Source organism: Psychromonas sp. MB-3u-54, from assembly GCF_002836415.1.
Lineage (GTDB): Bacteria > Pseudomonadota > Gammaproteobacteria > Enterobacterales > Psychromonadaceae > Psychromonas.
The window spans coordinates 1-19,556 of record NZ_PJBP01000175.1; the positions used below are offsets into that span (position 1 = coordinate 1).

The following is a 19,556-nucleotide window of genomic DNA, read 5'->3' on the forward strand; positions in this document are numbered from 1 at the left end:
TTTTATGAACCTTGGCAAGGGCTTTATTGACTATTATTTCAATAAAATGCGCGAACGGTTAATTAACCAACAAAATGTTCTTTAGTTAGCCGTTATTGTATTGTTTTGCTGCTGATTAGCTGGTTGATAGATTTTTGAGGGTACAATTTTTTACTAACGAAGTGGGTTATCACAAAACCAACCGCCGCCCAGCTAATTGCTATTAATATAATAAAGGCTTCATTGGTTATATTAAGCTGTTTGGCTATCAATGCACTAGTGATAAAAAAGAGCAGAGGGACGAGGTAGACTAACATGGCACTTTTTATTAAATCATTATTGTTAATATTCAGTTCAACAAACTTATCAACTGCCATTTCCTCTGCATAGGGGATGGTAAATTGAAGCGCTTTGTCTGAAAAGGATTTTGATACGACACCCACACCGCAGGTATCATTATTTTGACATGAGGAACAGGCAGATTTTGAAATGTATTCAATATGAGCAAGGGTTTCACCCTCACTTTTTTCTATTGCGATTATTTTCCCTTGTTCAGCTACCATTTTTTATTCCACTATTGAAATTGACTCTATTAAACGCTTGGCAGTGGCGACCGGTATTTCACCAATTACATTAATCTCAAAATTATTTTTTTGATCGGTATATAAAACCGTTGCGCCGCGTTGAATTGTTTTTTGCTGCTCTGATGTTGTTTTTTTAGCTGATATATAAATAGAAACAGAAACAATACCATCGTTTAACATTATGTAGGAAACTGGTTCGTTTTTATACATCACTAATTTATGCTGATCATCTTTAACAATATTGAAACCAGCAGGCAGCCAATCGACCTGCCATAAAGACGCCTGAAGATTAGATGTTTGCGATAAATGGAATAATTCAGGCAGTTTTTGATTACTTAAACTTTCTAACCATGGATTAACCTGCTCACTGACTTTTAATGAAACAACCATTATCTGGTCGAGAATAATATTTGAATTATTAATAGTATCTAAGCGTAATGGCAAATGGGTATCAAGATCTACCCAAATGATATAACTATAACGATATTGATCTTTACTTATCATGCGTATTGCCATGGCTGTTTTACCTGCAATGCGCCCTTTTCCTAAAATAATATATTCGTAGGACTCTAACCCCTTCTCATAATTAAAATTAGCAATATTTGCAAAAACACTTTGGTTGCGAGTAGATTGCAACGTATAGGGTTGTGAGCCTTGTTCAAAGTAACTTATTTTTTGCAAGTATTGTAAAGACTCACGCATTGCACCGTTTAAATAACGAAAATATGCAATTTCTTCCTGGTTAATAACACCATGGAGTAATTGTTTCGGCTCAACTGTATTTTTCAGGTTATTTAAATATAATATTTCATAATTTAAATTTTTATAGGCAGTTTGCATAAACTGCAAGTATTCAATAGCAGTTAAATTATCTTCTTTGACTGCTTGATCGTTGCTCATTTCTGTTGCTTGAACAGAAAATGCGGCACCAGCAATTAATATTAACACCCCAGTAATTAACGTTTTAAAATATACGATCAATTTCATTACTTACCTTAAGGTTGTGTTTGCAGCTGTATATTTCAGGTTATTTAAATATAATATTTCATAATTTAAATCTTTATAAGCCGTTTTAATAAACTGCTAGTATTTAATAGCAGTTAGGTTATCTTTTTTGACTGTTTGTCTTCGCTTGCTTGAGCAGAAAATATTAACACAGCAGTAATTAAGCCTGTGTTTGCAGTTGTATCTTTAGGTTATTTAAATGTTTACATAAACTGCAAGTCTTTAATAGCACTACCTTATTTAAGGTTGTGTTTGTAATTGTAATTGATGATCATTTAATAACGCTTCTAATCGGTCATTATGTTTTTTAACTTCCAGTTGCGATTGTTTTTTAGTTGTTTGCAAACTGACCGGATTTGCAGCGCCCATCGGCACCGTTTTTAACACTTCAAGTCCAACACTGTTATTTTCAAAGGCTGGTTCAGAAGTAACAAGGCTTGCTAACACTACTACGCCCGCAACAGATGCGGCGATCGCGTATTGTCCAAAACGTTTAACAAAAGAAATAACGTTATTTTCACCTTTTTGCAGCGCTGTTGCTGTACTGCTATCAAACTCCGCAACAGGAGCCGTTTTAGCAGGCTTTTCTATCTCAGCCATGACTTGCTGACTAATATCAAAATTAATGAATTGATCCGTAACATCACCACGCATCACATCACCAATTAAATGATAACGACAAAATTGATCCTGTTTATCTTTATTAATCAGTAGTTCATCAATTAACTTCTCATCAATAAATTCATTATCAACAATCGCTGACAGTTGTTCATTCACATCTTTCATTTTGCTTCCCAATTAATCTTCTACTAATAGAGGTTTCAGATGCTTATCTATCATTTCACGAGCTCTAAAAATACGAGATCGAACTGTACCGATAGGACAATCTTCGATAATTGCTATTTGTTCATAACTCATACCCTCAAGTTCCCTAAACGTAATCGCCGCTTTTAGTTCTGAGGGTAATTGCTCAATAGTTGTTAAAATTACTTTTTTTACTTCCTGAGATCTTAATATTCCCTCAGGACTGTCAACTTCCCTTAATGCATCACTGCCATCAAAACTATCGGCTTCCATTGCATCGATATCAGATGCTGGCGGTCGACGGCTTTGACTTGTTAAATAATTTTTAGCTGTATTCACTGTAATTCTATATAACCATGTATAAAAAGCACTATCTCCACGAAAAGAGGGCAGAGAGTTGTGTACTTTGATAAATACCTCTTGGGCTACATCGGCAATATCGCCAGTATTACGCACATAACGCGTTAAAATATTTGCAACGCGAGTTTGGTATTTTCTAACTAACAATGTAAAAGCAACTTGATCCCCGTTTTGAATACGCCGAACCAGTTGTAAATCTAAATCTCGTTCACTCATTAGGGCTTCTCTACCTATTAATAATGTTGGTGAGCCCTATTAGCACCCACACTTATGACTTTGAATAAAAAATAAAGTTCCGAAAAAATGAAAAAAATTGATTTTTTTGGACTGACTTTGTCTTTAATATACCTAAAGTAGTTGAAAAGTATAGATTCTCATTTTAAAGTGACTGATATCAAAATGAAATTCATACTAACAAATGACCTTAATAACAGAGCATATAACGCTATGACAGAAAGTAAATCAATAAGTGAAAAGCAACATACTTGTGACGTCCTGATTGTTGGCGCTGGCGCTGCCGGGCTTTCATTAGCATTAAAGCTCGCCCCGCACGCCAAAATCAATGTATTAAGTAAAGGTAAGCTTTCTGAAGGTTCAACCTTATACGCCCAGGGGGGAGTTGCTGCTGTTTTTTCGGATAACGATAGTATTGAAGATCACATAAAGGATACATTAATCGCAGGCGCTAATTTATGTGATGAAGAAGCTGTTCGCTTTACCGTCAGTAATGCGAAAGAGAGTATTCAATGGTTAATTGATACCGGCGTGGGTTTTGATACTGAAATTGATGGGGATGGGCAAACACACTACCACCTCACGCGAGAAGGCGGGCATTCTCATCGCCGTATTCTGCACTCTGCTGATGCGACGGGAAAAGAGATAGAAACGACTTTACTAAGCGCCGTCAAAAAACATAAAAATATCAACCTGATGGAGGGTTATAATGCGGTTGATTTAATCACCAGCCGAAAATTAAACCTGCCGGCAAACCGCATTTTAGGTGCTTATGTCTGGAACCGTAAAGCCGAACGAGTTGAAATCATTAAGTCGAATTTTGTAACACTGGCAACAGGCGGTGCCAGTAAAGTTTATCAATATACCAGTAATCCAGATGTCTCCAGCGGTGATGGTATTGCTTTAGCCTGGCGCAGTGGCTGCCGTATTGCCAACATGGAGTTTAATCAGTTCCACCCTACCTGCTTATACCATACTGATGCTAAAAACTTTTTGTTAACTGAAGCGCTCCGCGGAGAAGGGGCTTATCTGCTGCGGCCGGATGGTACACGCTTTATGTTTGATTTTGATGAACGTGCAGAGCTCGCTCCTCGTGACATTGTTGCGCGGGCAATAGATTATGAAATGAAACGTTTAGGTGCAGATTGTATGTATTTAGACATCAGCCATAAATCCAAAGAATTCATCGTTAAACACTTTCCAACTATTTACCATCGCTGCTTGTCACTCGGCATCGATATGGCCGAGCAACCTATGCCTATTGTGCCCGCAGCACATTATAGCTGTGGAGGTGTGATGATTGATCACCATGGGCAAACGGATATAGATGGATTATATGCGATTGGAGAAGTCTCTTATACCGGCTTGCATGGCGCAAACCGCTTAGCATCTAATTCGTTATTAGAGTGTATTGTTTATGCACATGCCTGCGCCAAAGATATTATTAACCGACTTCCTTTTTATAAAGAGCGAAAATTTGCAAAAATTCCTGAATGGGATGAGAGTCAAGTAGATGATTCCGATGAAGCGGTCGTCATTCAGCACAACTGGCATGAACTGCGATTATTCATGTGGGATTATGTTGGTATTGTTCGAACCGACAAACGTTTAGAACGAGCTCTGCGACGCGTACAGTTATTGCAGCAAGAAATCGATGAATATTACAGTAACTTTAAAGTAGGCAACAACCTGCTGGAACTCAGAAATTTAGTACAAGTTGCTGAAATAATAATAAAAAGTGCAATGAAACGAAAAGAAAGCCGGGGTTTACACTACAATCTTGATTACCCCGAACAATTGGACAATCCAAAACCCACCATTCTCAGTCCCGAAAAAGACAGTTAACATTGACTACCGCCCGATTTTAATCAATCGGGCTAATAACCGGTACTCATCTTCTTTAACGGCATCTTTGTAGATCACAATAAATTTCTTGAAGGGCTTTTTCCGGGTAATTAAGTCAGTGGGTCTGCTTTGCAAATGAATAAATAAACAAAAACCATTATAAAACGAAGAGCCCCCAATTTCGCCGCTGATCAACTCCTTATCAGCAAACACCACCTCCATTTTTCCGGTATCACTTAACTTTATATTGTAAGTATCGGCATAGGATTTTTTCCCGCCATAGGCCGCAATTCCCAGTAAAAAAAGAGATAACGTAATGCTTAGCCAAGTTAGTTCAACAACCAGCAGTAATAATAGAATCAGGGAAGAGTACAAGGTAAAAACAAAAACACCTCCGTAGAGTGAGGTGTTTACACAAATGTTATACTTTAACGCGCTTGAGTATGACATCGATGATCTTGGCCTGTTCGGCATCGGGACAGCTTTTATGGCCCATGAACCAGGCAAACAAATCCGGATCTTCGTTGGTCAATAAACGTTCAAAGGTCAGCTGATCCGGATCAGATAAGTCATCATAAGCTTCCTTCACAAAAGGGATAAATAACACATCGAGCTCTAACATACCTCGGCGACATGCCCATAATAAACGCGATTTATTGACGGCTTCAGCCATTTCTTTGCTTTCCTATTTAAAATAAAGTGCATATACCCATGATACTTCAAAATGCAAAGTCAGCAAGAAAAATTGTGCTGAGATGCTAGGCATAAAATTGAAGTATAGTTATTCTACATAGAGATTTTATAACAACGCAGATTGGCACAATTTTCCTTGCCCTAAGGGGCGCAAGGTCGAAAACCAGCGCTGCGTTGCACCAATCGAAAAGGGAATAACCATTACCTCATGTTGCGTCTTGCTCTGGTCTCCGACCTTGCGCCTGACAAAGCATTTTGAAGTGACATGGGTATAAATACCCAAATTACTTGAAAATGCATCTTTAAGTAACATGGGTATACATCATAACAATAATAAATTATTAACAGCAACTACTGACAAATTATGTTGTGAGCTATACCATGGTAAAATATCATAACCCTAGAGAGATGAGGCCTAAAATGTTTAAACTTAGTCAACTCAATAATATTAGCCAGTTACCCGACTTAGTATTATGCCCACTAAATAGCTGGGACTTAATCAGCGTAACAGGTGAAGATCGTATCACCTTCTTACAGGGACAGCTCACATGTGATTTGACGATTTTAAAACCAGGACAGCAAACACTGGCCGCGCAGTGTAACCCGCAGGGTAAAGTGTGGAGTATTTTTCGAGTCATTGTTTTAAATGATAGAATTTTACTGATTCAGCCGAAATCAGTAACGGCAAAACAGCTACCTGAATTACAAAAATATGCGACCTTTTCGAAAGTTGAAATAAAAAAAGAAACTGAATACCAATTATTGGGTTTAGCCGGCTGTAAATCGGCGGCTTATATTGCCAAGAATTTCGATATGTCAGTGACTCATGAAGAGAGTAGCCTGCTAGATGATGACCAGGGCGTTATCATCAAACAACCCTATCCATCATTACGTTATTTAATGATTGTAAAAAACCAGCAAGCAACGCAGTTAACTGAAGACCTAAAAGATCAGGCCAGTACTTATGATGATAGTTTATGGAACGCGATGAATATTGCTTCAGGAATCGCCTTTATCGAGCAGGAAACATCTGGGTTGTTTATTCCTCAAATGCTCAATCTGCAGGCCCTTAATGGTATCAGTTTCACTAAAGGTTGTTATATTGGTCAAGAAACCATTGCTCGGACAAAATACAGAGGAGCAAATAAAAGGGCACTCTTTATTCTCACTGGCCAAGCAACTGAAGCCCCCCAAGCTGGACAAAATGTACAAGTTTCATTAAACAATAATTGGAAGCGTGTGGGTACTATCATCTCCGGGTGCCAATACGGCGATGGACATATCGAAGTATTAGCCATTTTACCAAAAAACAGCGATTCACAAAGTGTTTATCAAATACAAGGCATAGAAGGTTCAACCCTTTATTATGCTCCTCTCCCCTATGAAATAGACGATTAATAACTCAGCTAAAATGCACAACAGGTAAGAAATCTGTTTCTTTATTAATCGTTGTGCATTTGCTTATTAAGTCCTTCTTTATAAAGAAGATTGACTTTATATTGCAGTAGAATACAAAAAGTTGACATTTACCGTTGCACTAAAAAATGCTAGGCTTATCACACTTTCATTTACTCCCTTGTTCATTGATTAATGAAATGGGTAGCAGGCTCTCCGTTGAATCCAGAAATAAAAAGATTACGTGATAAAGCTGACGAATTAACTCGCCTGCGAATACAATCAGCTGAATTATTGATGGATGCAGACACCCTTACTGTGTTTCATACTTTCCCTCTTTTATTCCATTATAATCACCCCAGCCTTCCAGGATATACTAAGGGTGATACTCCCGTTGGTATACATCAATTTAATGTTACGAAAAAACAGAAAAAACAACTGGGTGAATTATTTTCCTATCAAGAAGAGCCTCAAAAAAAAGCGCAAGCAACTGTCTTAAAAGCAACACCGGCAGACTTAAAAAGACAACTAAATAACTTATTATTATTTAAAGATGAGCCACAGAAAAAAACTCAAGTAACTGACTTAAAAACCAAAGCATATAAATCACCCTTATATCTAAAAGAGTCCCAAAAAGCTCACTCAGCAAACTTAAAAATACAACTGAATAACTTATTGTCATTTCAAGATGAACCACAAAAAAAAGCTTCGCAAGCGGACATCATTGGTTTATATGCAATGGGCAGTACGGCCTCAATAGGTCAATCTTCCGAAAGTGATCTGGACATTTGGATTTGTTATCCCCATCAAATGGATGCACAGCGTGTCGAACTATTAAAGAATAAATCTTGGTTAATAACCCATTGGGCTGAGGGTTACGGGGTCGAACTTAACTTTTTTTTAATTCCTGATAACAAGTTTCGGATTGATAATAAATCCGATATGACCATGGATGCATGTGGTACTTCGCAGCATTTATTGTTACTTGATGAGTTTTATCGCACTGAACTGCATATCGCTGGAAAACGCATTTTATGGTGGCAAGTCCCCTTTGAACATGAAAAAAATTACAACCAATATGTGCAAAAACTCTATGATAACGGTGGATTAAATCCCGATGACTGGTTAGATCTAGGCGGATTTGACCGCATTCCAGCTGAAGAGTATTTTGGCGCAACACTTTGGCAACTTTACAAGGGCATAGATACACCCTATAAAGCCGTATTAAAAACCATTCTTATGGAAGCTTATTCTTGGGAATATCCCAATACTGAACTGATTGCATTATATTATAAAAAACGCTTTCAAGAACAACAGACGGATCTTGAATATCTGGATCCCTATTGCTTAATGTTGGAAAAAGTAACCTCGTATTTAAATAAAATTAACGACTTTAAACGCCTTGAAGTGGTACGCGCTTGCTTTTATCTAAAAACGGAAGAAAATCTTTCAAAAATTTGTACTATTGATCCACCGTCCTGGCGGCGCCAAGTTTTAACGAAATTTGTCAAACGATGGGACTGGAATAAGGATCATATTGCAGACTTAGATAATCGAAAAAAATGGAAAGTGAGAGCGGTCAGTAACGCTAAAGATATATTGCTTGGTACTTTGATGGCAAGTTACAGTAAATTACTGCGCTTCGCGCGTGATAATAATATTGAAGGTTCAATCAGTGCTGAAGATTTAGGTATACTGTCGCGCAAACTTTATGCCGCGCACGAAAGCCTACCGGGTAAAGTAGACTTAATTAATCCTAAAATATCACCGGATCTATCGGAGCCCAATCTGAGCTTTATTCAAGTGCCTGAGAATAGAAAAAATGCGGCAGGATGGTACCTGTATAACTGCTCTCTTGATAGCTTTACCCTGATCAATACACCGACATTAATGTATGCTAAATATATTGCCAAATTAGTTGCCTGGTGCCATATGAATGGATTGTACGAAGAGGAGACACAATTATATATCTATAATCAAGGGTCTGATCTTGTGGATAAAAAACTAAACCAGTTTATTCAAGATCTTTACTCGGTTTTTCCTATTTATATTCCCAAAGCAAGCAACAATGCATTAAGCCGCCCTTGTGAGATTAAACACTTAACCATTTTTTTAAATCTTGAAAGGGATCCCACTCGGCACTGGGAAAGTACCTCCGAAAGTGAAGATGATCAACTGGGAGATGTTTTTTCTTACGGTGAAGATAAAGAGTGTTTAATTGGCAGTATTGACCTTATTTATCGAAACTCTTGGAATGAGGTGCGCACCTTACACTTTAATAGTAATCAATCCGTTATTGATGCGCTGCATACTATTTTGGGGAAAATGCATCAAGGGGCTCAACCTCCGGAGCAAATAGACTTATTTTGTTACAGTTGCCAGTTTCAGGCTCAAATAAGTCAGGCATTTAGCTCAAAACTAAATGAATACATACAGTTACGTTTAGACTCTCTCAGTCAGCGATCCGTGCAAACCTTAAAAACAGGCGAAGAAAATTTTGCCTTTTACTTTGAACAAACGGGCGTTTCAGTACAACATTTAAAAAACCTTGTTGATATTTACAGCCATATTTCCAATAAAAAAGTATCTAATAGTGCCCTTAATTTAAAAAACACCTATTTTGATAAAACAGTATCAGTTATTGGCTCACATATCAGTGAAGGTATAGTGCAGTTCTTTTTTGAAAATTATCATGATGGTTTTAATGTGTATATTGCCAATGCTGATAATGAGATAGAAACACTGCATAGTTTTACGGGTGGTAAAGATGATTTGGTACAAAACGTAAATCGATTTTATGCTTCAAATAACAATGAAATGAACAAGCCAGATGACAGAATCAACTTCAACTTACCGCAGTTTTATGAAATTGAATTATCTGACAATAAAGAGCTTGTTTTATCGTCATTTACCAGTACAACTAAAGAAAATGAGCCATAGACATCTAGCCCTCTTTACGTATAGATTGCCAAAATAAGCAACAAAAGGTAAAATAACCTTTCTAGTTTTATGGGGTAATAAAGATGTCGACAAAATGGAATGGTGAATATATCAGCCCTTATGCTGAACACGGTAAAAAAAGTGAGCAAGTAAAAAAAATAACAGTCTCCATACCCACTAAAGTCCTTAAAATATTGACCGACGAACGCACCCGTCGTCAAGTAAATAACTTACGCCATGCGACTAACAGTGAGTTATTATGTGAAGCTTTCTTACATGCGTACACTGGACAACCGCTGCCAGAAGATGGAGACCTTGATAAAAATCAAGCCACAGGCATTCCGGAAAGCGTTAAAAAGTTAATGAAAAAATAGAAAATTAAACTGTGCAGATGATCAGCCTGTAATTCACTTCTTCTACGCAGTTTAACGCTTTATTTATGATTAACTTTGTTGCAGCTGCCGGTATAAAAATGGCCATTGAGTATTAAAATATTGTGTTGGTTTCTGTTTAAATTGACTACGTACAAATTGACTCATACGCCCTTCAACGTAAGCAAGTAATAAGTTCGCGACGATAGCCTCATCAATACTCAGTTTACCGCCATCAAAAATGGCTTTTTCCCTCAAAATCAGTTTGAGTTGTGACTCTAACTTTGAAAAAACATGTTCAATACGGGTTTGCAGGCGCTCATTTTCCCCCAATAAAGCATCCCCGGTTAAAATGCGCGTAATACCCGGATTGTGCTCTGCAAAACCTAATAAAAAATATAATATATGCTCAATACGTACGAATGTTTGTTTTTGCTGTTCTTTAATTAAATTTATTTGGGCGAAAATGGTTGATTCAATGTAATCAATTAATCCTTCAAACATACGCGCTTTGCTTGGAAAATGGCGATATAATGCGGCTTCCGAAACGCCGACTTCAGCTGCTAATTTTGCAGTTGTAATACGCTGGCCAGGTTGACCTTCAAGCATTTTAGCCAATGCGTGTAAAATATCTTCCTTGCGATTTACTTTCTTTTTAGTTGTTTTTGCCACCATAATTTACAACTTCCCTTGCTGTTTTGAACTGAAATTAATGTTTTCCTGAGTGACCAAATCCACCCTCACCTCGTTCAGACCCCTTAAATTCATCAACAATTTCAAATGTTGCCTGTACGACGGGTAAAAAAACCAACTGCGCCAATCGCTCACCCGGTTCAAGGCAAAAACTATCTGTACTTCGATTCCAACAAGAAACCATTAGCGGACCTTGATAATCCGAGTCAATTAAACCCACTAAATTTCCCAAAACAATACCATGCTTATGGCCAAGTCCTGAGCGCGGTAAAATAGTTGCTGCCAGTTTAGGGTCGCTAATATGGATTGCAATACCAGTAGGAATTAGCTGCGTTTCTCCAGGCTTAATAATTAAGGCTTTATCAATACAAGCACGCAGATCCATCCCGGCAGATCCCGCTGTTGCATGCTCAGGAAGCGGAAACTCGTTACCAATGCGGGGGTCGAGAATTTTAAGCTCTATCTGTTTCATTATTTCAATCCTTTATTTTTCAAAGCGTATTGTTGGCTTATTATTTTAAGTAGCTGCCCGGCAACCACTTTTTTATCGGCAAGCGTTATATCAAATCGCTCTTCGCAGGAAAATACGCTTAACGCATTTTTTTCACTGTTAAAACCCTGGCCATTTTTTCCAACATCATTCGCTGCAATTAAATCTACATTTTTACGTTTTAATTTGTCTTTTGCATAAACTTCAAGATCCTGTGTTTCTGCAGCAAAAGCAACGCAAAAAGGACGATTTTGATGATTTGAGACATCTTTAATAATATCCGGATTTTTTACTAACTTAATAGTTAAATCATCAATACCCGGCTGTTTTTTCATTTTTTGCTCAGCAACCGTCTCAGCTCTATAATCGGCAACAGCCGCACAAGCGATGAAAATATCGCAGTTATTAAGGCAGGATAAACTGGCCTGGTGCATATCTAATGCACTTGTCACATTTAATCGAGTCACCCCGCTCGGCGTGCTCAACTGCACCGGGCCACTAATTAAAGTCACATTAGCCCCTATTTTTTGTGCCGCCTGCGCCAATGCAAAACCCATTTTACCGGAACTATGGTTACTGATATAACGAACAGGATCTAAGGCTTCCTGGGTAGGTCCAGCCGTAATAGTGATATTGACACCCGTGAGGTAGCGGTTTTTGTCATTAAAATAATCCATTACGTGATCCACAATGTCAGCCGGATTAAGCATTCTGCCGGGCCCTATATCGCCACAGGCTTGCGCGCCCTGTCCTGGCCCCCAAATAAGTACCCCGCGCTGCTTTAATACGCTGATATTGTCTTGTGTTGCCTGTGCCAGATACATTTGCTGATTCATTGCCGGCGAAACGGCAATAGGAGAGGATGTCGCTAAACATAACGTGGTTAATAAGTCATCCGCGATGCCCGCACGTAAGCGCGCGATTAAATTTGCAGTGGCAGGCGCAAGCAAAACAAGATCCGCCCATCTGGCCAACTCGATATGCCCCATCCCGGATTCTGCATTAGGGTCTAACAAATCGTCGGCAACAGCATGTCCGGAGACAGCCTGCATAGTGAGAGGCGTGATAAACGCCTTCGCCGAAGCCGTCATCACAATTCGGACATCTGCGCCCTGATCTTTTAAACGGCGCGTTAATTCTGCACATTTATACGCAGCAATGCCACCGGCAATACCAAGTAATATTTTTTTCCCGCTCAAAATAGGATTATCAGACATTTACGAGACTCAATATAACAAATAAGAAGGCTATAGAATAGCAAAGTAATTAAGCAAAATGTGAATAAATCGACTAGATTTAATCGCAATTTAATGGCTGCGCTATACTTATCAAAAATTGCCTTAATAGCAATTTATTTACTGCCTTTCCCGCATTCACTGCTGCCAAGCTATAGCCACAATAGTTAATTATCGGAATATTAGCTCATGACAAAATTAAAAGATTGGCCTAATCAGGAAAGGCCGCGAGAAAAATTACTGCAAAAAGGCACAGCAGCACTTTCCGATGCGGAACTACTCGCCATATTTTTACGTACTGGCTGCCGCGGTGTTGATGTTGTCACACTCGCGAAACAGCTGCTCAGTGAATTCGGCTCTTTACATGCTTTATTTGCGGCATCAGAATCGGATTTTTGTGAAAAAAAAGGGTTAGGACAGGCAAAATATGTGCAATTGCAGGCAGTCCTTGAAATGTCCAGCCGCTATTTACAAGAACCCTTAAGTAAAGGTAATGCTTTAACCAGCGCCACACAAACCAAAGCCTTTTTAATCGCTAAGATGCACAATTTACCCTATGAGGTATTTGCGGCCATATTATTAGACACACAACATCGTATTATTCGCTTCCATGAGTTTTTCTTTGGGTCAATCGACTGCGCAACAGTCCATCCCAGAATTATCGCGCAAAAAGTATTATCTGAAAATGCAGCGGCAATTATTCTGGTCCATAATCATCCTTCCGGCGATCCCTCAGCAAGCGAAGCGGACAAAATAATCACTCGAAAAATCGTTTCTGCACTGCAATTAATAGACGTCCGAGTTTTAGATCATTTGGTCGTTGGGCACAGAAAATGTACCTCATTTGCAGAAAATGGGTGGATTTAAGGTATAAACTCAGAGTTTTGTTGATCTTTCATACTCAATCATGTATAAAATGCGCCCTCGACGCCTTTGGCGACGGCTAAAAAAGGTGTTCGACTATTTTGCTCGAGTAAAACTATTATTTGGAGAATCACGACATGTCTAGAGTATGTCAAGTTACAGGCAAGCGTCCAGCTGTTGGTAACAATGTATCACACGCAAAGAACCGGACAAGACGTCGTTTTTTACCTAACCTACAAACACACCGTTTTTGGGTAGAAAGTGAAAACCGTTTTGTGAAACTACGCCTAACTACTAAAGGGATGCGTATCATCGATAAAAAAGGTATTGATTCAGTATTAACTGATATCCGTGCCAAGGGTGAAAAAGTTTAAGGAGCTTTAAAATGCGTGATAAAATTCGTTTAAATTCAAGTGCTGGTACTGGCCATTTTTATACTACTGATAAAAATAAAAAGACTATGCCTGAAAAATTTGAGATCAAAAAGTTTGATCCTGTTGTACGTAAGCATGTTATGTACAAAGAAGGCAAAATCAAGTGATCTTGATTTAGTCTGCAAAAACCCAGTTTATACTGGGTTTTTTTATATCTAAAAAAGACTTAATCCGGACTTTTCTGTCTAAAATAGACGATAAACCTATCATTCGTAAAATAACAAACCCCTCCCGTAAACTTGATATCTGTTTTTTAATACTACCTCCGCTCAGTCAAATTCAAAAATTCTCTATCCGTAAATCATTCCGATAGTCATTAATTTTAAGCACTCATTCACTTATATTTTGTAACATAAAAACAGAGATTTTTTTATTCATGTGCATTTTCAGTCATCTGGAAAATTGCATTTCCGCTCCCTTCGGTTTAGTGACAAATATAACGCTTCCCGCTTCCTCTCAATGCCTTCTATTTATATTCCGAAAGATAAACCAAGCATAGATTTTATTCGAAGAGTCAGTACACTGAGAATATCAGTTCAAAGAGAGAATTTTATGCCCGAATTACCGGAAGTAGAAACCAGCAGAAAAGGGATCAGCCCGCACCTTATTAATAAATCTGTCCAGGATGTTGTGCTGCGGCATACACAATTACGCTGGAAAATACCGCAGGATTTATTATCAGAAATTAACCATAAAATTTTACTTTCTATCGATCGCCGCGCTAAATACCTGCTTTTCAACTTTAGCAGCGGTACCTTGTTAATTCATCTGGGCATGTCGGGCAGTTTACAAATTTGCCCATTGAATAGCCCGCCAAAAAAACATGACCATGCCGATTTTGTTTTCACCGATTGTTTATTACGTTATACGGATCCGCGCCGTTTCGGGGCCATTTTATGGTTAGGTTTAACACCGGAAAACTGTTCGCTGCTAAATAAACTAGGCCCTGAGCCCCTCGATGATGATTTTAGTGCGAAGTATTTATACGATCGGTCTGCAAAACGTAAACTGCCGGTAAAACAATTTATTATGGATCAAAAAGTCGTAACCGGTGTCGGTAATATCTATGCGACTGAAGCCTTATTTAACAGTGGGATTTCACCATTAAGGGCGGCCGGCAATATCTCTGAAAAACGCTATCAAGTATTGGTTGCTGCAATTAAAGAAATTTTACAACAAGCGATAAAGCAAGGCGGCACCACCCTGAAAGATTTTGTCGGCAGTGACGGTAAACCCGGCTATTTCCAACAGACGCTACAGGTTTACGGTAAAACGGGTCAGCAATGCCCGCACTGCGAAACGCCTTTAAAAGCCGTTAAATTAGCCGCAAGAGCCAGTGTGTACTGCCCAAATTGCCAGAGCTAGCTTCCTTGATGATTGTTTTTATCCAATATACCTGCATAAACACGCCGTATTAGCCTGCAGTAAGCTTTCGCTTGTGGATGCTTACCCTTAACTCTGATTGCTAGTCTTTTACCCTTCACGGCTTGTAGGCGATGATCAAGCTAAACGCAGTTCGAGGAAGTTATGCTCTCTCAACAGCAAGAATATATCCGTGTTGATTTGCAGTAAGCTTTCGCTTGTGGGCTAATGGTTGAATTTTTGTTGTTGGTATTCCGCCCCTGACGGCGTGTTAGATGATGAGAAACCGAAACGCAGTTTCGCAGTTCGAGGGAATCATGCTCTTTGCACAGCCAAAAAAAACAGGTCACGCAGAGCTTAGCCCGCTCGTGACAATGTGCTGTCGCATAACTCGCCCAAAAGAAAGGCTGCCCGAGCCATTTTTTTAATCTTACTCAATCAATTCTTTTTTAACGCACCTGCTCGAATGCACATCCATGTGCATCGCTCGCTTAGAGAAACCATCCAAGGTTTCTCTTGCTAAAAGAATTGATTGAGCAAGAAAAATGGACGGGAAATACGTCGCCGCATTGGATTGGTATTCTAATAAGTTGAATTACATAACAAATAAAAGTTCATAGGAATGTAAAAATAGATACCCAGCCTTTGTGATCTAAACGCAAAGCAGACTCTTTTAGTTATTTGAGCTTAGAAAAACCACAAATGGAAAAATCCTTTTTATGCTCAAAAAATATTCGTAAAAAATTTTTTTTCGATTTGCCATTTCAAGCTTGATATTGGTTGATTGATCATTACTTTTAAACGTTTTACGTTGATTTAATACTGAAACTGCTATTTTCATAAGAAAAATCCACGACTTAACATAATAGGTATTTTACGCACACACACTAAGGCTACAAATTTGTAGGTCTCTAATCACTTTGAAGCATATATGGTTGTCCTGTTAGAGGGCCAAGCTCACTATGCCTATTAAACTTAAAAAGAAGTAACTAATGGTTTCGTCTTACATCTGTTAATGTATTGAAATTTATATGTATAACCAACCAAAGCTTAGATAATATGGAATAGTTTAAATATGACTGATGAAATTAAACAACTCAAAATATATATCGAGTCATCTGTCATTGAGGAGAGAAACCATATATTTAAGTACACCTCCTCTTTGACACATCCTCAATCTTCTCAAGCGAAGGCAGTTTTCCTTGAATACGATAGAGCTACTAGTAATGACAGATATGATAATTACCATTCGAACCAATATGGTAATCTCCAAGCAAAAGTGAAAGACATACCTAGTTTCTATGAATTTTTAACTAGGAAGATCAGATGTCACTTCAACCAAAACAGGAAAGAATATGCGAGAGATAGAATCTTAAGCCCTTTCAACGTCTACGATGAAGAGGGGGGAATTGAAGATAGATTAATCGCAGACTATGAGTTTAGTGGTGATATTGACCATGGTATTTTTAGCTCATGGTTGTTATTTGACCACTTATTTGAAATTGGAGAGCAGATCGCAAGAAGAATCGAAACCAAAAACTTTATCGGCATCCAAAGTCATTTGAATATTATTGACGATAACGTTGGCTTTCTTATGGATCGGAAAAATTCATACTTTCAGCTAAAAATGGACGAAGACGAACTATATATTTGGCTTTTGGTTGAGATTGAATCTTTCAAGCATCAGATTGAAGAAAAAGGGCTTTGGAAGAGCTTGAAAAACGAACCAGAGAAGCACTTTCAGAATGTATTTGCTGCTGTTCTTGGTCGAGTCAGTGAATTATTTGGCGTTGATATGTCACCTGAGCCAAGCAGTGGTAGGGGAAATGTTGATTTTAAGTTTTCTCAAGGAAATAATTCAAAAGTCTGCGTCGAGCTTAAGCTATCTTCGAGTCTAAGCGCACTTGAAGGCTACACAAGGCAGCTTTCGCAGTACCTAATCAGTGAAAAAATAAACAAAGGTATATACGTCGTCATTGACTCGGGTCATTCGACAAACTCATACCGTAAGTTGCTTTCTTTCATTGAAGACGGTAAGAAAAAAGGTAAAAGTTATTTTAATATTATACTGATGGATGCGAATCCAAAAAAGAGTGCTAGTAAACTAAGATAGCTTTCAAGTGGAAAGGGCAAGTATTGCTTTTTACTGTAATACTTTGTTTATTTTGTGATTCATTTACGCCTCAAAGCAAGTTAGACGTATCTCTACATTTACCATAACACCCGTTATATGAATAATGCCAAACCACAGTGCTTAGGCAATTTTCGACCATTTTTCTTGATCAATTAATTCCTTTAGCAAGTGGAAAAATGAGCGAATTGAACGCCAGTTCAGGCGTATGAGCAGGACAGGCCCAGCCGTCCCTGTATACGGCATTCTTTTGGGCGAGTTATGCGACAGCATATTATCACGTGCGGGCTAAGCTCCGCGTGACCTGTTTTCTTTTGCTGTTGAAAGAGCATGATTCTCTCGCACTGCGAAACTGCGTTTCGGTTTCTCATCATCTAACCCGCCGTCAGGGCGGAAAACCAACAATGAAAGTTTAACCATTCGCTATAAGCGAACGCTTACAAACAACCAAGATGTTACAAATAGTGTCATGCCGAAGGCTGAGTTAACTATTCTCGGAGCGTTTTATCAATAACGCTTGTTTCACGCAAGGTGGTGCAAACGGGTCAATATCTCCATCATGCTTAAAGACCTCTTTAACCACTGTTGATGAAATAAAACCGGTGGCGGCATTGGCGGGTAACAGAATGGTTTCTAATTCTGTATTTAAGGCTTTATTCACTTGCGCCAATTGCAATTCATAATCCGCGTCCGTCGTACCGCGTATCCCGCGAATCAGGGCTTGGGCATTATGCTCTTTAGCAAAATCTGCTAATAAACCCGAGAAAGGGATCACTTCAATACTGCTTAAATGAGACGTTGCTTTGGATAATAAATCACAACGCTCATTTAAATTGAACAAAGTTCTTTTACTGGTGTTGATTGCCACGGCAATAACCACTCTTTCCGCGAGTTTACTGGCTCTGCTGATCAGATCAATATGACCTAATGTGACCGGATCAAATGAACCGGGAAAAACAACTGTTTTCATATTGATTCAACCATTATTATATTTACTTAATTACATTTACTTAACCACAGCATCATTAACATCATTATTATATTTACTTAATTACATTTACTTAACCACAGCATCATTAACATCATTATTATATTTACTTAATTACATTTACTTAACCACAGCATCATTAATTTTATTTAAACCTTCACGGGCAGAACCTGCATTCCAATAAAAGCTGTACCAAGGATCGGGATTGTTGGCCGAGCGCAAACTTTCCTTTGGAAATTCGAGCTTAATATAATTATCCTCAAGTGCATACAGCGAAGCTCCGACTTCAGTATCACTTGCCAGCCAAATAGCAATTAATGCTATAGCCGGATAAACAAAAAAGAATTTAAACATTATTCACTCCATTGAAAATATTCGCGATTATTTACTTTAAAAAACAAAAGAAACAACCCAATACAGATTATATTTCATATAAAAAACATAACAATCTACCGCGCAGCAATGATTGGGGTATTTCTAAATAGATTCCGCAGAACAATGCCTTTTATTCAGCTAAAATCGACCGTTTCTTTTGATTGTTTAAAAATAGCCGCCGATAAAAAGGTTAAAAACTCATCACCGCTGCGATCATCTATCCATTTGCCATCATTGTAGTCATAATGATGTCCATTTTCTAATGTCGCCAACCAAACTTGATGCAGGGGTTGCTGACGGTTAATAATTAACTTGCTATGGTTTTCAAATTCAAGTGTTAATAGACTACCATTTTGGTCATAATCCACATCGGCACCGGATTCTTCAATTTTCTCTTCTATCTTTTGGTAGAGCTGATCTGCTAATTGTATAAATTCACTATCATTCACATTACTTCCCCTTTGCTTTTTAACAATGAAATGCGATTATATACGCAAACTGCATAAAGATGCAGAAATCAGACTATTTAAGCCATTTGCGTGCAAAAATATCATTATCAAGGTGGCGCAACAATCACTCGCTGGGAAAAAGCATGAAAAACATTAATTTATTTATGACAGTCTTGTTTTTTGCAGGGGTATTAGCGGGTTGTGGTAAAACCGGGCCGCTGTATAGAACCCCCGAACCGGCACCTGTTGTTAAACAACAAAATGTACAATCATCACCAGAAATAGCTGACAGCGACACTACAAAAATCAATGCAAACGAATAAAA

Annotated in this window: 23 protein-coding genes; 10 read left to right on the forward strand and 13 right to left on the reverse strand. The window is 38.3% G+C overall.

Going from position 1 to position 19,556, the window contains the following annotated elements; all coding sequences use genetic code 11:
• Positions 1 to 92: 92 nt before the first annotated feature.
• The 4 genes from CXF72_RS14990 to rpoE all read right to left on the reverse strand — a co-directional run bounded on the left by CXF72_RS14990 (position 93) and on the right by rpoE (position 2,948).
• Positions 93 to 542 carry a SoxR reducing system RseC family protein gene (locus CXF72_RS14990; protein ID WP_101040116.1) on the reverse strand — a complete coding sequence of 150 codons (450 nt, stop codon included), beginning with the start codon at positions 540 to 542 and terminating at the stop codon, positions 93 to 95.
• Between the two features lie 3 nt (positions 543 to 545).
• Entirely contained in the window at positions 546 to 1,550 is a 1,005-nt protein-coding gene (locus CXF72_RS14995; protein ID WP_101040118.1) for a MucB/RseB C-terminal domain-containing protein, read from the reverse strand.
• A 258-nt stretch (positions 1,551 to 1,808) separates the two neighbouring features.
• Entirely contained in the window at positions 1,809 to 2,354 is a 546-nt protein-coding gene (locus CXF72_RS15000; RefSeq protein ID WP_101040120.1) for a sigma-E factor negative regulatory protein, read from the reverse strand.
• 12 nt (positions 2,355 to 2,366) lie between these two features.
• Positions 2,367 to 2,948 carry an RNA polymerase sigma factor RpoE gene (gene rpoE / locus CXF72_RS15005; RefSeq protein WP_101040122.1) on the reverse strand — a complete coding sequence of 194 codons (582 nt, stop codon included), beginning with the start codon at positions 2,946 to 2,948 and terminating at the stop codon, positions 2,367 to 2,369.
• Between the two features lie 231 nt (positions 2,949 to 3,179).
• Here rpoE and nadB point away from each other — a divergent pair, with 231 nt between their 5' ends.
• Entirely contained in the window at positions 3,180 to 4,811 is a 1,632-nt protein-coding gene (gene nadB, locus CXF72_RS15010; protein WP_101040124.1) for an L-aspartate oxidase, read from the forward strand.
• Positions 4,812 to 4,817: 6 nt separating this feature from the next.
• Here the strand turns inward: nadB and CXF72_RS15015 are convergent, their stop codons facing one another.
• The 3 genes from CXF72_RS15015 to CXF72_RS15025 form a co-directional block, all read right to left on the reverse strand.
• A complete protein-coding gene (locus tag CXF72_RS15015; RefSeq protein ID WP_101040126.1) occupies positions 4,818 to 5,261 on the reverse strand; it encodes a hypothetical protein in 444 nt (147 codons plus the stop codon).
• A complete protein-coding gene (locus CXF72_RS15020) occupies positions 5,233 to 5,484 on the reverse strand; it encodes an FAD assembly factor SdhE (RefSeq protein ID WP_101040128.1) in 252 nt (83 codons plus the stop codon). The genes CXF72_RS15015 and CXF72_RS15020 overlap by 29 nt, the downstream gene beginning before the upstream one ends.
• Positions 5,485 to 5,610: 126 nt before the next feature.
• Positions 5,611 to 5,817, reverse strand: coding sequence for a hypothetical protein (locus CXF72_RS15025; RefSeq protein ID WP_101040130.1), 207 nt, complete (start codon positions 5,815 to 5,817; stop codon positions 5,611 to 5,613).
• Positions 5,818 to 5,924: 107 nt separating this feature from the next.
• Between CXF72_RS15025 and ygfZ the strand changes: the two genes are divergently transcribed.
• From ygfZ to metJ, 3 genes are all read left to right on the forward strand, one after another.
• Positions 5,925 to 6,902 carry a tRNA-modifying protein YgfZ gene (gene ygfZ, locus CXF72_RS15030; RefSeq protein WP_101040132.1) on the forward strand — a complete coding sequence of 326 codons (978 nt, stop codon included), beginning with the start codon at positions 5,925 to 5,927 and terminating at the stop codon, positions 6,900 to 6,902.
• Positions 6,903 to 7,118: 216 nt separating this feature from the next.
• Entirely contained in the window at positions 7,119 to 9,839 is a 2,721-nt protein-coding gene (locus tag CXF72_RS15035; protein WP_101040134.1) for a class I adenylate cyclase, read from the forward strand.
• Positions 9,840 to 9,922: 83 nt separating this feature from the next.
• Positions 9,923 to 10,213: a met regulon transcriptional regulator MetJ gene (metJ, locus tag CXF72_RS15040; protein WP_011768493.1), complete on the forward strand. Its 291-nt coding sequence runs from the start codon at positions 9,923 to 9,925 to the stop codon at positions 10,211 to 10,213.
• A 69-nt stretch (positions 10,214 to 10,282) separates the two neighbouring features.
• Here metJ and slmA read toward each other — a convergent pair whose 3' ends face one another.
• The 3 genes from slmA to coaBC are packed head-to-tail and all read right to left on the reverse strand — an operon-like array spanning position 10,283 to position 12,610.
• Positions 10,283 to 10,885, reverse strand: a complete 603-nt coding sequence (gene slmA / locus CXF72_RS15045) for a nucleoid occlusion factor SlmA (protein ID WP_101040136.1) — start codon at positions 10,883 to 10,885, stop codon at positions 10,283 to 10,285.
• 34 nt (positions 10,886 to 10,919) lie between these two features.
• A complete protein-coding gene (gene dut / locus CXF72_RS15050; protein WP_101040138.1) occupies positions 10,920 to 11,375 on the reverse strand; it encodes a dUTP diphosphatase in 456 nt (151 codons plus the stop codon).
• On the reverse strand, positions 11,375 to 12,610 hold the full coding sequence (gene coaBC / locus CXF72_RS15055) for a bifunctional phosphopantothenoylcysteine decarboxylase/phosphopantothenate--cysteine ligase CoaBC (protein ID WP_101040140.1): 1,236 nt from the start codon (positions 12,608 to 12,610) through the stop codon (positions 11,375 to 11,377). The genes dut and coaBC overlap by 1 nt, the downstream gene beginning before the upstream one ends.
• 207 nt (positions 12,611 to 12,817) lie before the next feature.
• Between coaBC and radC the strand changes: the two genes are divergently transcribed.
• The 5 genes from radC to CXF72_RS15080 all read left to right on the forward strand — a co-directional run bounded on the left by radC (position 12,818) and on the right by CXF72_RS15080 (position 17,401).
• Complete coding sequence (radC, locus tag CXF72_RS15060) at positions 12,818 to 13,495, forward strand: RadC family protein (RefSeq protein ID WP_101040142.1); 678 nt, start codon at positions 12,818 to 12,820, stop codon at positions 13,493 to 13,495.
• A 134-nt stretch (positions 13,496 to 13,629) separates the two neighbouring features.
• A complete protein-coding gene (gene rpmB, locus CXF72_RS15065) occupies positions 13,630 to 13,866 on the forward strand; it encodes a 50S ribosomal protein L28 (RefSeq protein ID WP_011768488.1) in 237 nt (78 codons plus the stop codon).
• Between the two features lie 11 nt (positions 13,867 to 13,877).
• On the forward strand, positions 13,878 to 14,033 hold the full coding sequence (rpmG, locus tag CXF72_RS15070) for a 50S ribosomal protein L33 (protein ID WP_011768487.1): 156 nt from the start codon (positions 13,878 to 13,880) through the stop codon (positions 14,031 to 14,033).
• Between the two features lie 445 nt (positions 14,034 to 14,478).
• Positions 14,479 to 15,291 carry a bifunctional DNA-formamidopyrimidine glycosylase/DNA-(apurinic or apyrimidinic site) lyase gene (gene mutM / locus CXF72_RS15075; RefSeq protein WP_101040144.1) on the forward strand — a complete coding sequence of 271 codons (813 nt, stop codon included), beginning with the start codon at positions 14,479 to 14,481 and terminating at the stop codon, positions 15,289 to 15,291.
• A 1,072-nt stretch (positions 15,292 to 16,363) separates the two neighbouring features.
• Positions 16,364 to 17,401, forward strand: a complete 1,038-nt coding sequence (locus tag CXF72_RS15080; protein WP_232785000.1) for a hypothetical protein — start codon at positions 16,364 to 16,366, stop codon at positions 17,399 to 17,401.
• Positions 17,402 to 17,903: 502 nt separating this feature from the next.
• On the opposite strand, the gene coaD is transcribed toward CXF72_RS15080, so the two are convergent.
• The 3 genes from coaD to cyaY form a co-directional block, all read right to left on the reverse strand.
• Positions 17,904 to 18,389, reverse strand: a complete 486-nt coding sequence (gene coaD / locus CXF72_RS15085) for a pantetheine-phosphate adenylyltransferase (RefSeq protein WP_101040148.1) — start codon at positions 18,387 to 18,389, stop codon at positions 17,904 to 17,906.
• A gap of 138 nt (positions 18,390 to 18,527) precedes the next feature.
• Positions 18,528 to 18,761 (reverse strand): hypothetical protein, encoded by a 234-nt coding sequence (locus CXF72_RS15090; RefSeq protein WP_101040150.1) that lies wholly within the window; start codon positions 18,759 to 18,761, stop codon positions 18,528 to 18,530.
• A 155-nt stretch (positions 18,762 to 18,916) separates the two neighbouring features.
• Positions 18,917 to 19,231: an iron donor protein CyaY gene (cyaY, locus tag CXF72_RS15095; RefSeq protein WP_101040152.1), complete on the reverse strand. Its 315-nt coding sequence runs from the start codon at positions 19,229 to 19,231 to the stop codon at positions 18,917 to 18,919.
• A 143-nt stretch (positions 19,232 to 19,374) separates the two neighbouring features.
• Here cyaY and lptM point away from each other — a divergent pair, with 143 nt between their 5' ends.
• Positions 19,375 to 19,554: an LPS translocon maturation chaperone LptM gene (lptM, locus tag CXF72_RS15100; RefSeq protein ID WP_101040154.1), complete on the forward strand. Its 180-nt coding sequence runs from the start codon at positions 19,375 to 19,377 to the stop codon at positions 19,552 to 19,554.
• Positions 19,555 to 19,556 lie beyond the last annotated feature (2 nt).

What these genes read in the sequence shown, in the direction of transcription:
- CXF72_RS15080 (WP_232785000.1), top strand. Translation starts at nt 16,364, where the DNA reads ATGACTGATGAAATTAAACAACTCAAAATATATATCGAGTCATCTGTC.
- nadB (WP_101040124.1), top strand. Translation starts at nt 3,180, where the DNA reads ATGACAGAAAGTAAATCAATAAGTGAAAAGCAACATACTTGTGACGTC.
- coaD (WP_101040148.1), bottom strand. Translation starts at nt 18,389, where the DNA reads ATGAAAACAGTTGTTTTTCCCGGTTCATTTGATCCGGTCACATTAGGT.
- rpoE (WP_101040122.1), bottom strand. Translation starts at nt 2,948, where the DNA reads ATGAGTGAACGAGATTTAGATTTACAACTGGTTCGGCGTATTCAAAAC.
- CXF72_RS14990 (WP_101040116.1), bottom strand. Translation starts at nt 542, where the DNA reads ATGGTAGCTGAACAAGGGAAAATAATCGCAATAGAAAAAAGTGAGGGT.
- slmA (WP_101040136.1), bottom strand. Translation starts at nt 10,885, where the DNA reads ATGGTGGCAAAAACAACTAAAAAGAAAGTAAATCGCAAGGAAGATATT.
- CXF72_RS15025 (WP_101040130.1), bottom strand. Translation starts at nt 5,817, where the DNA reads ATGTTACTTAAAGATGCATTTTCAAGTAATTTGGGTATTTATACCCAT.
- CXF72_RS15020 (WP_101040128.1), bottom strand. Translation starts at nt 5,484, where the DNA reads ATGGCTGAAGCCGTCAATAAATCGCGTTTATTATGGGCATGTCGCCGA.
- CXF72_RS15090 (WP_101040150.1), bottom strand. Translation starts at nt 18,761, where the DNA reads ATGTTTAAATTCTTTTTTGTTTATCCGGCTATAGCATTAATTGCTATT.
- rpmG (WP_011768487.1), top strand. Translation starts at nt 13,878, where the DNA reads ATGCGTGATAAAATTCGTTTAAATTCAAGTGCTGGTACTGGCCATTTT.
- rpmB (WP_011768488.1), top strand. Translation starts at nt 13,630, where the DNA reads ATGTCTAGAGTATGTCAAGTTACAGGCAAGCGTCCAGCTGTTGGTAAC.
- ygfZ (WP_101040132.1), top strand. Translation starts at nt 5,925, where the DNA reads ATGTTTAAACTTAGTCAACTCAATAATATTAGCCAGTTACCCGACTTA.
- CXF72_RS14995 (WP_101040118.1), bottom strand. Translation starts at nt 1,550, where the DNA reads ATGAAATTGATCGTATATTTTAAAACGTTAATTACTGGGGTGTTAATA.
- CXF72_RS15000 (WP_101040120.1), bottom strand. Translation starts at nt 2,354, where the DNA reads ATGAAAGATGTGAATGAACAACTGTCAGCGATTGTTGATAATGAATTT.
- radC (WP_101040142.1), top strand. Translation starts at nt 12,818, where the DNA reads ATGACAAAATTAAAAGATTGGCCTAATCAGGAAAGGCCGCGAGAAAAA.
- mutM (WP_101040144.1), top strand. Translation starts at nt 14,479, where the DNA reads ATGCCCGAATTACCGGAAGTAGAAACCAGCAGAAAAGGGATCAGCCCG.
- CXF72_RS15015 (WP_101040126.1), bottom strand. Translation starts at nt 5,261, where the DNA reads ATGTCATACTCAAGCGCGTTAAAGTATAACATTTGTGTAAACACCTCA.
- metJ (WP_011768493.1), top strand. Translation starts at nt 9,923, where the DNA reads ATGTCGACAAAATGGAATGGTGAATATATCAGCCCTTATGCTGAACAC.
- lptM (WP_101040154.1), top strand. Translation starts at nt 19,375, where the DNA reads ATGAAAAACATTAATTTATTTATGACAGTCTTGTTTTTTGCAGGGGTA.
- dut (WP_101040138.1), bottom strand. Translation starts at nt 11,375, where the DNA reads ATGAAACAGATAGAGCTTAAAATTCTCGACCCCCGCATTGGTAACGAG.
- coaBC (WP_101040140.1), bottom strand. Translation starts at nt 12,610, where the DNA reads ATGTCTGATAATCCTATTTTGAGCGGGAAAAAAATATTACTTGGTATT.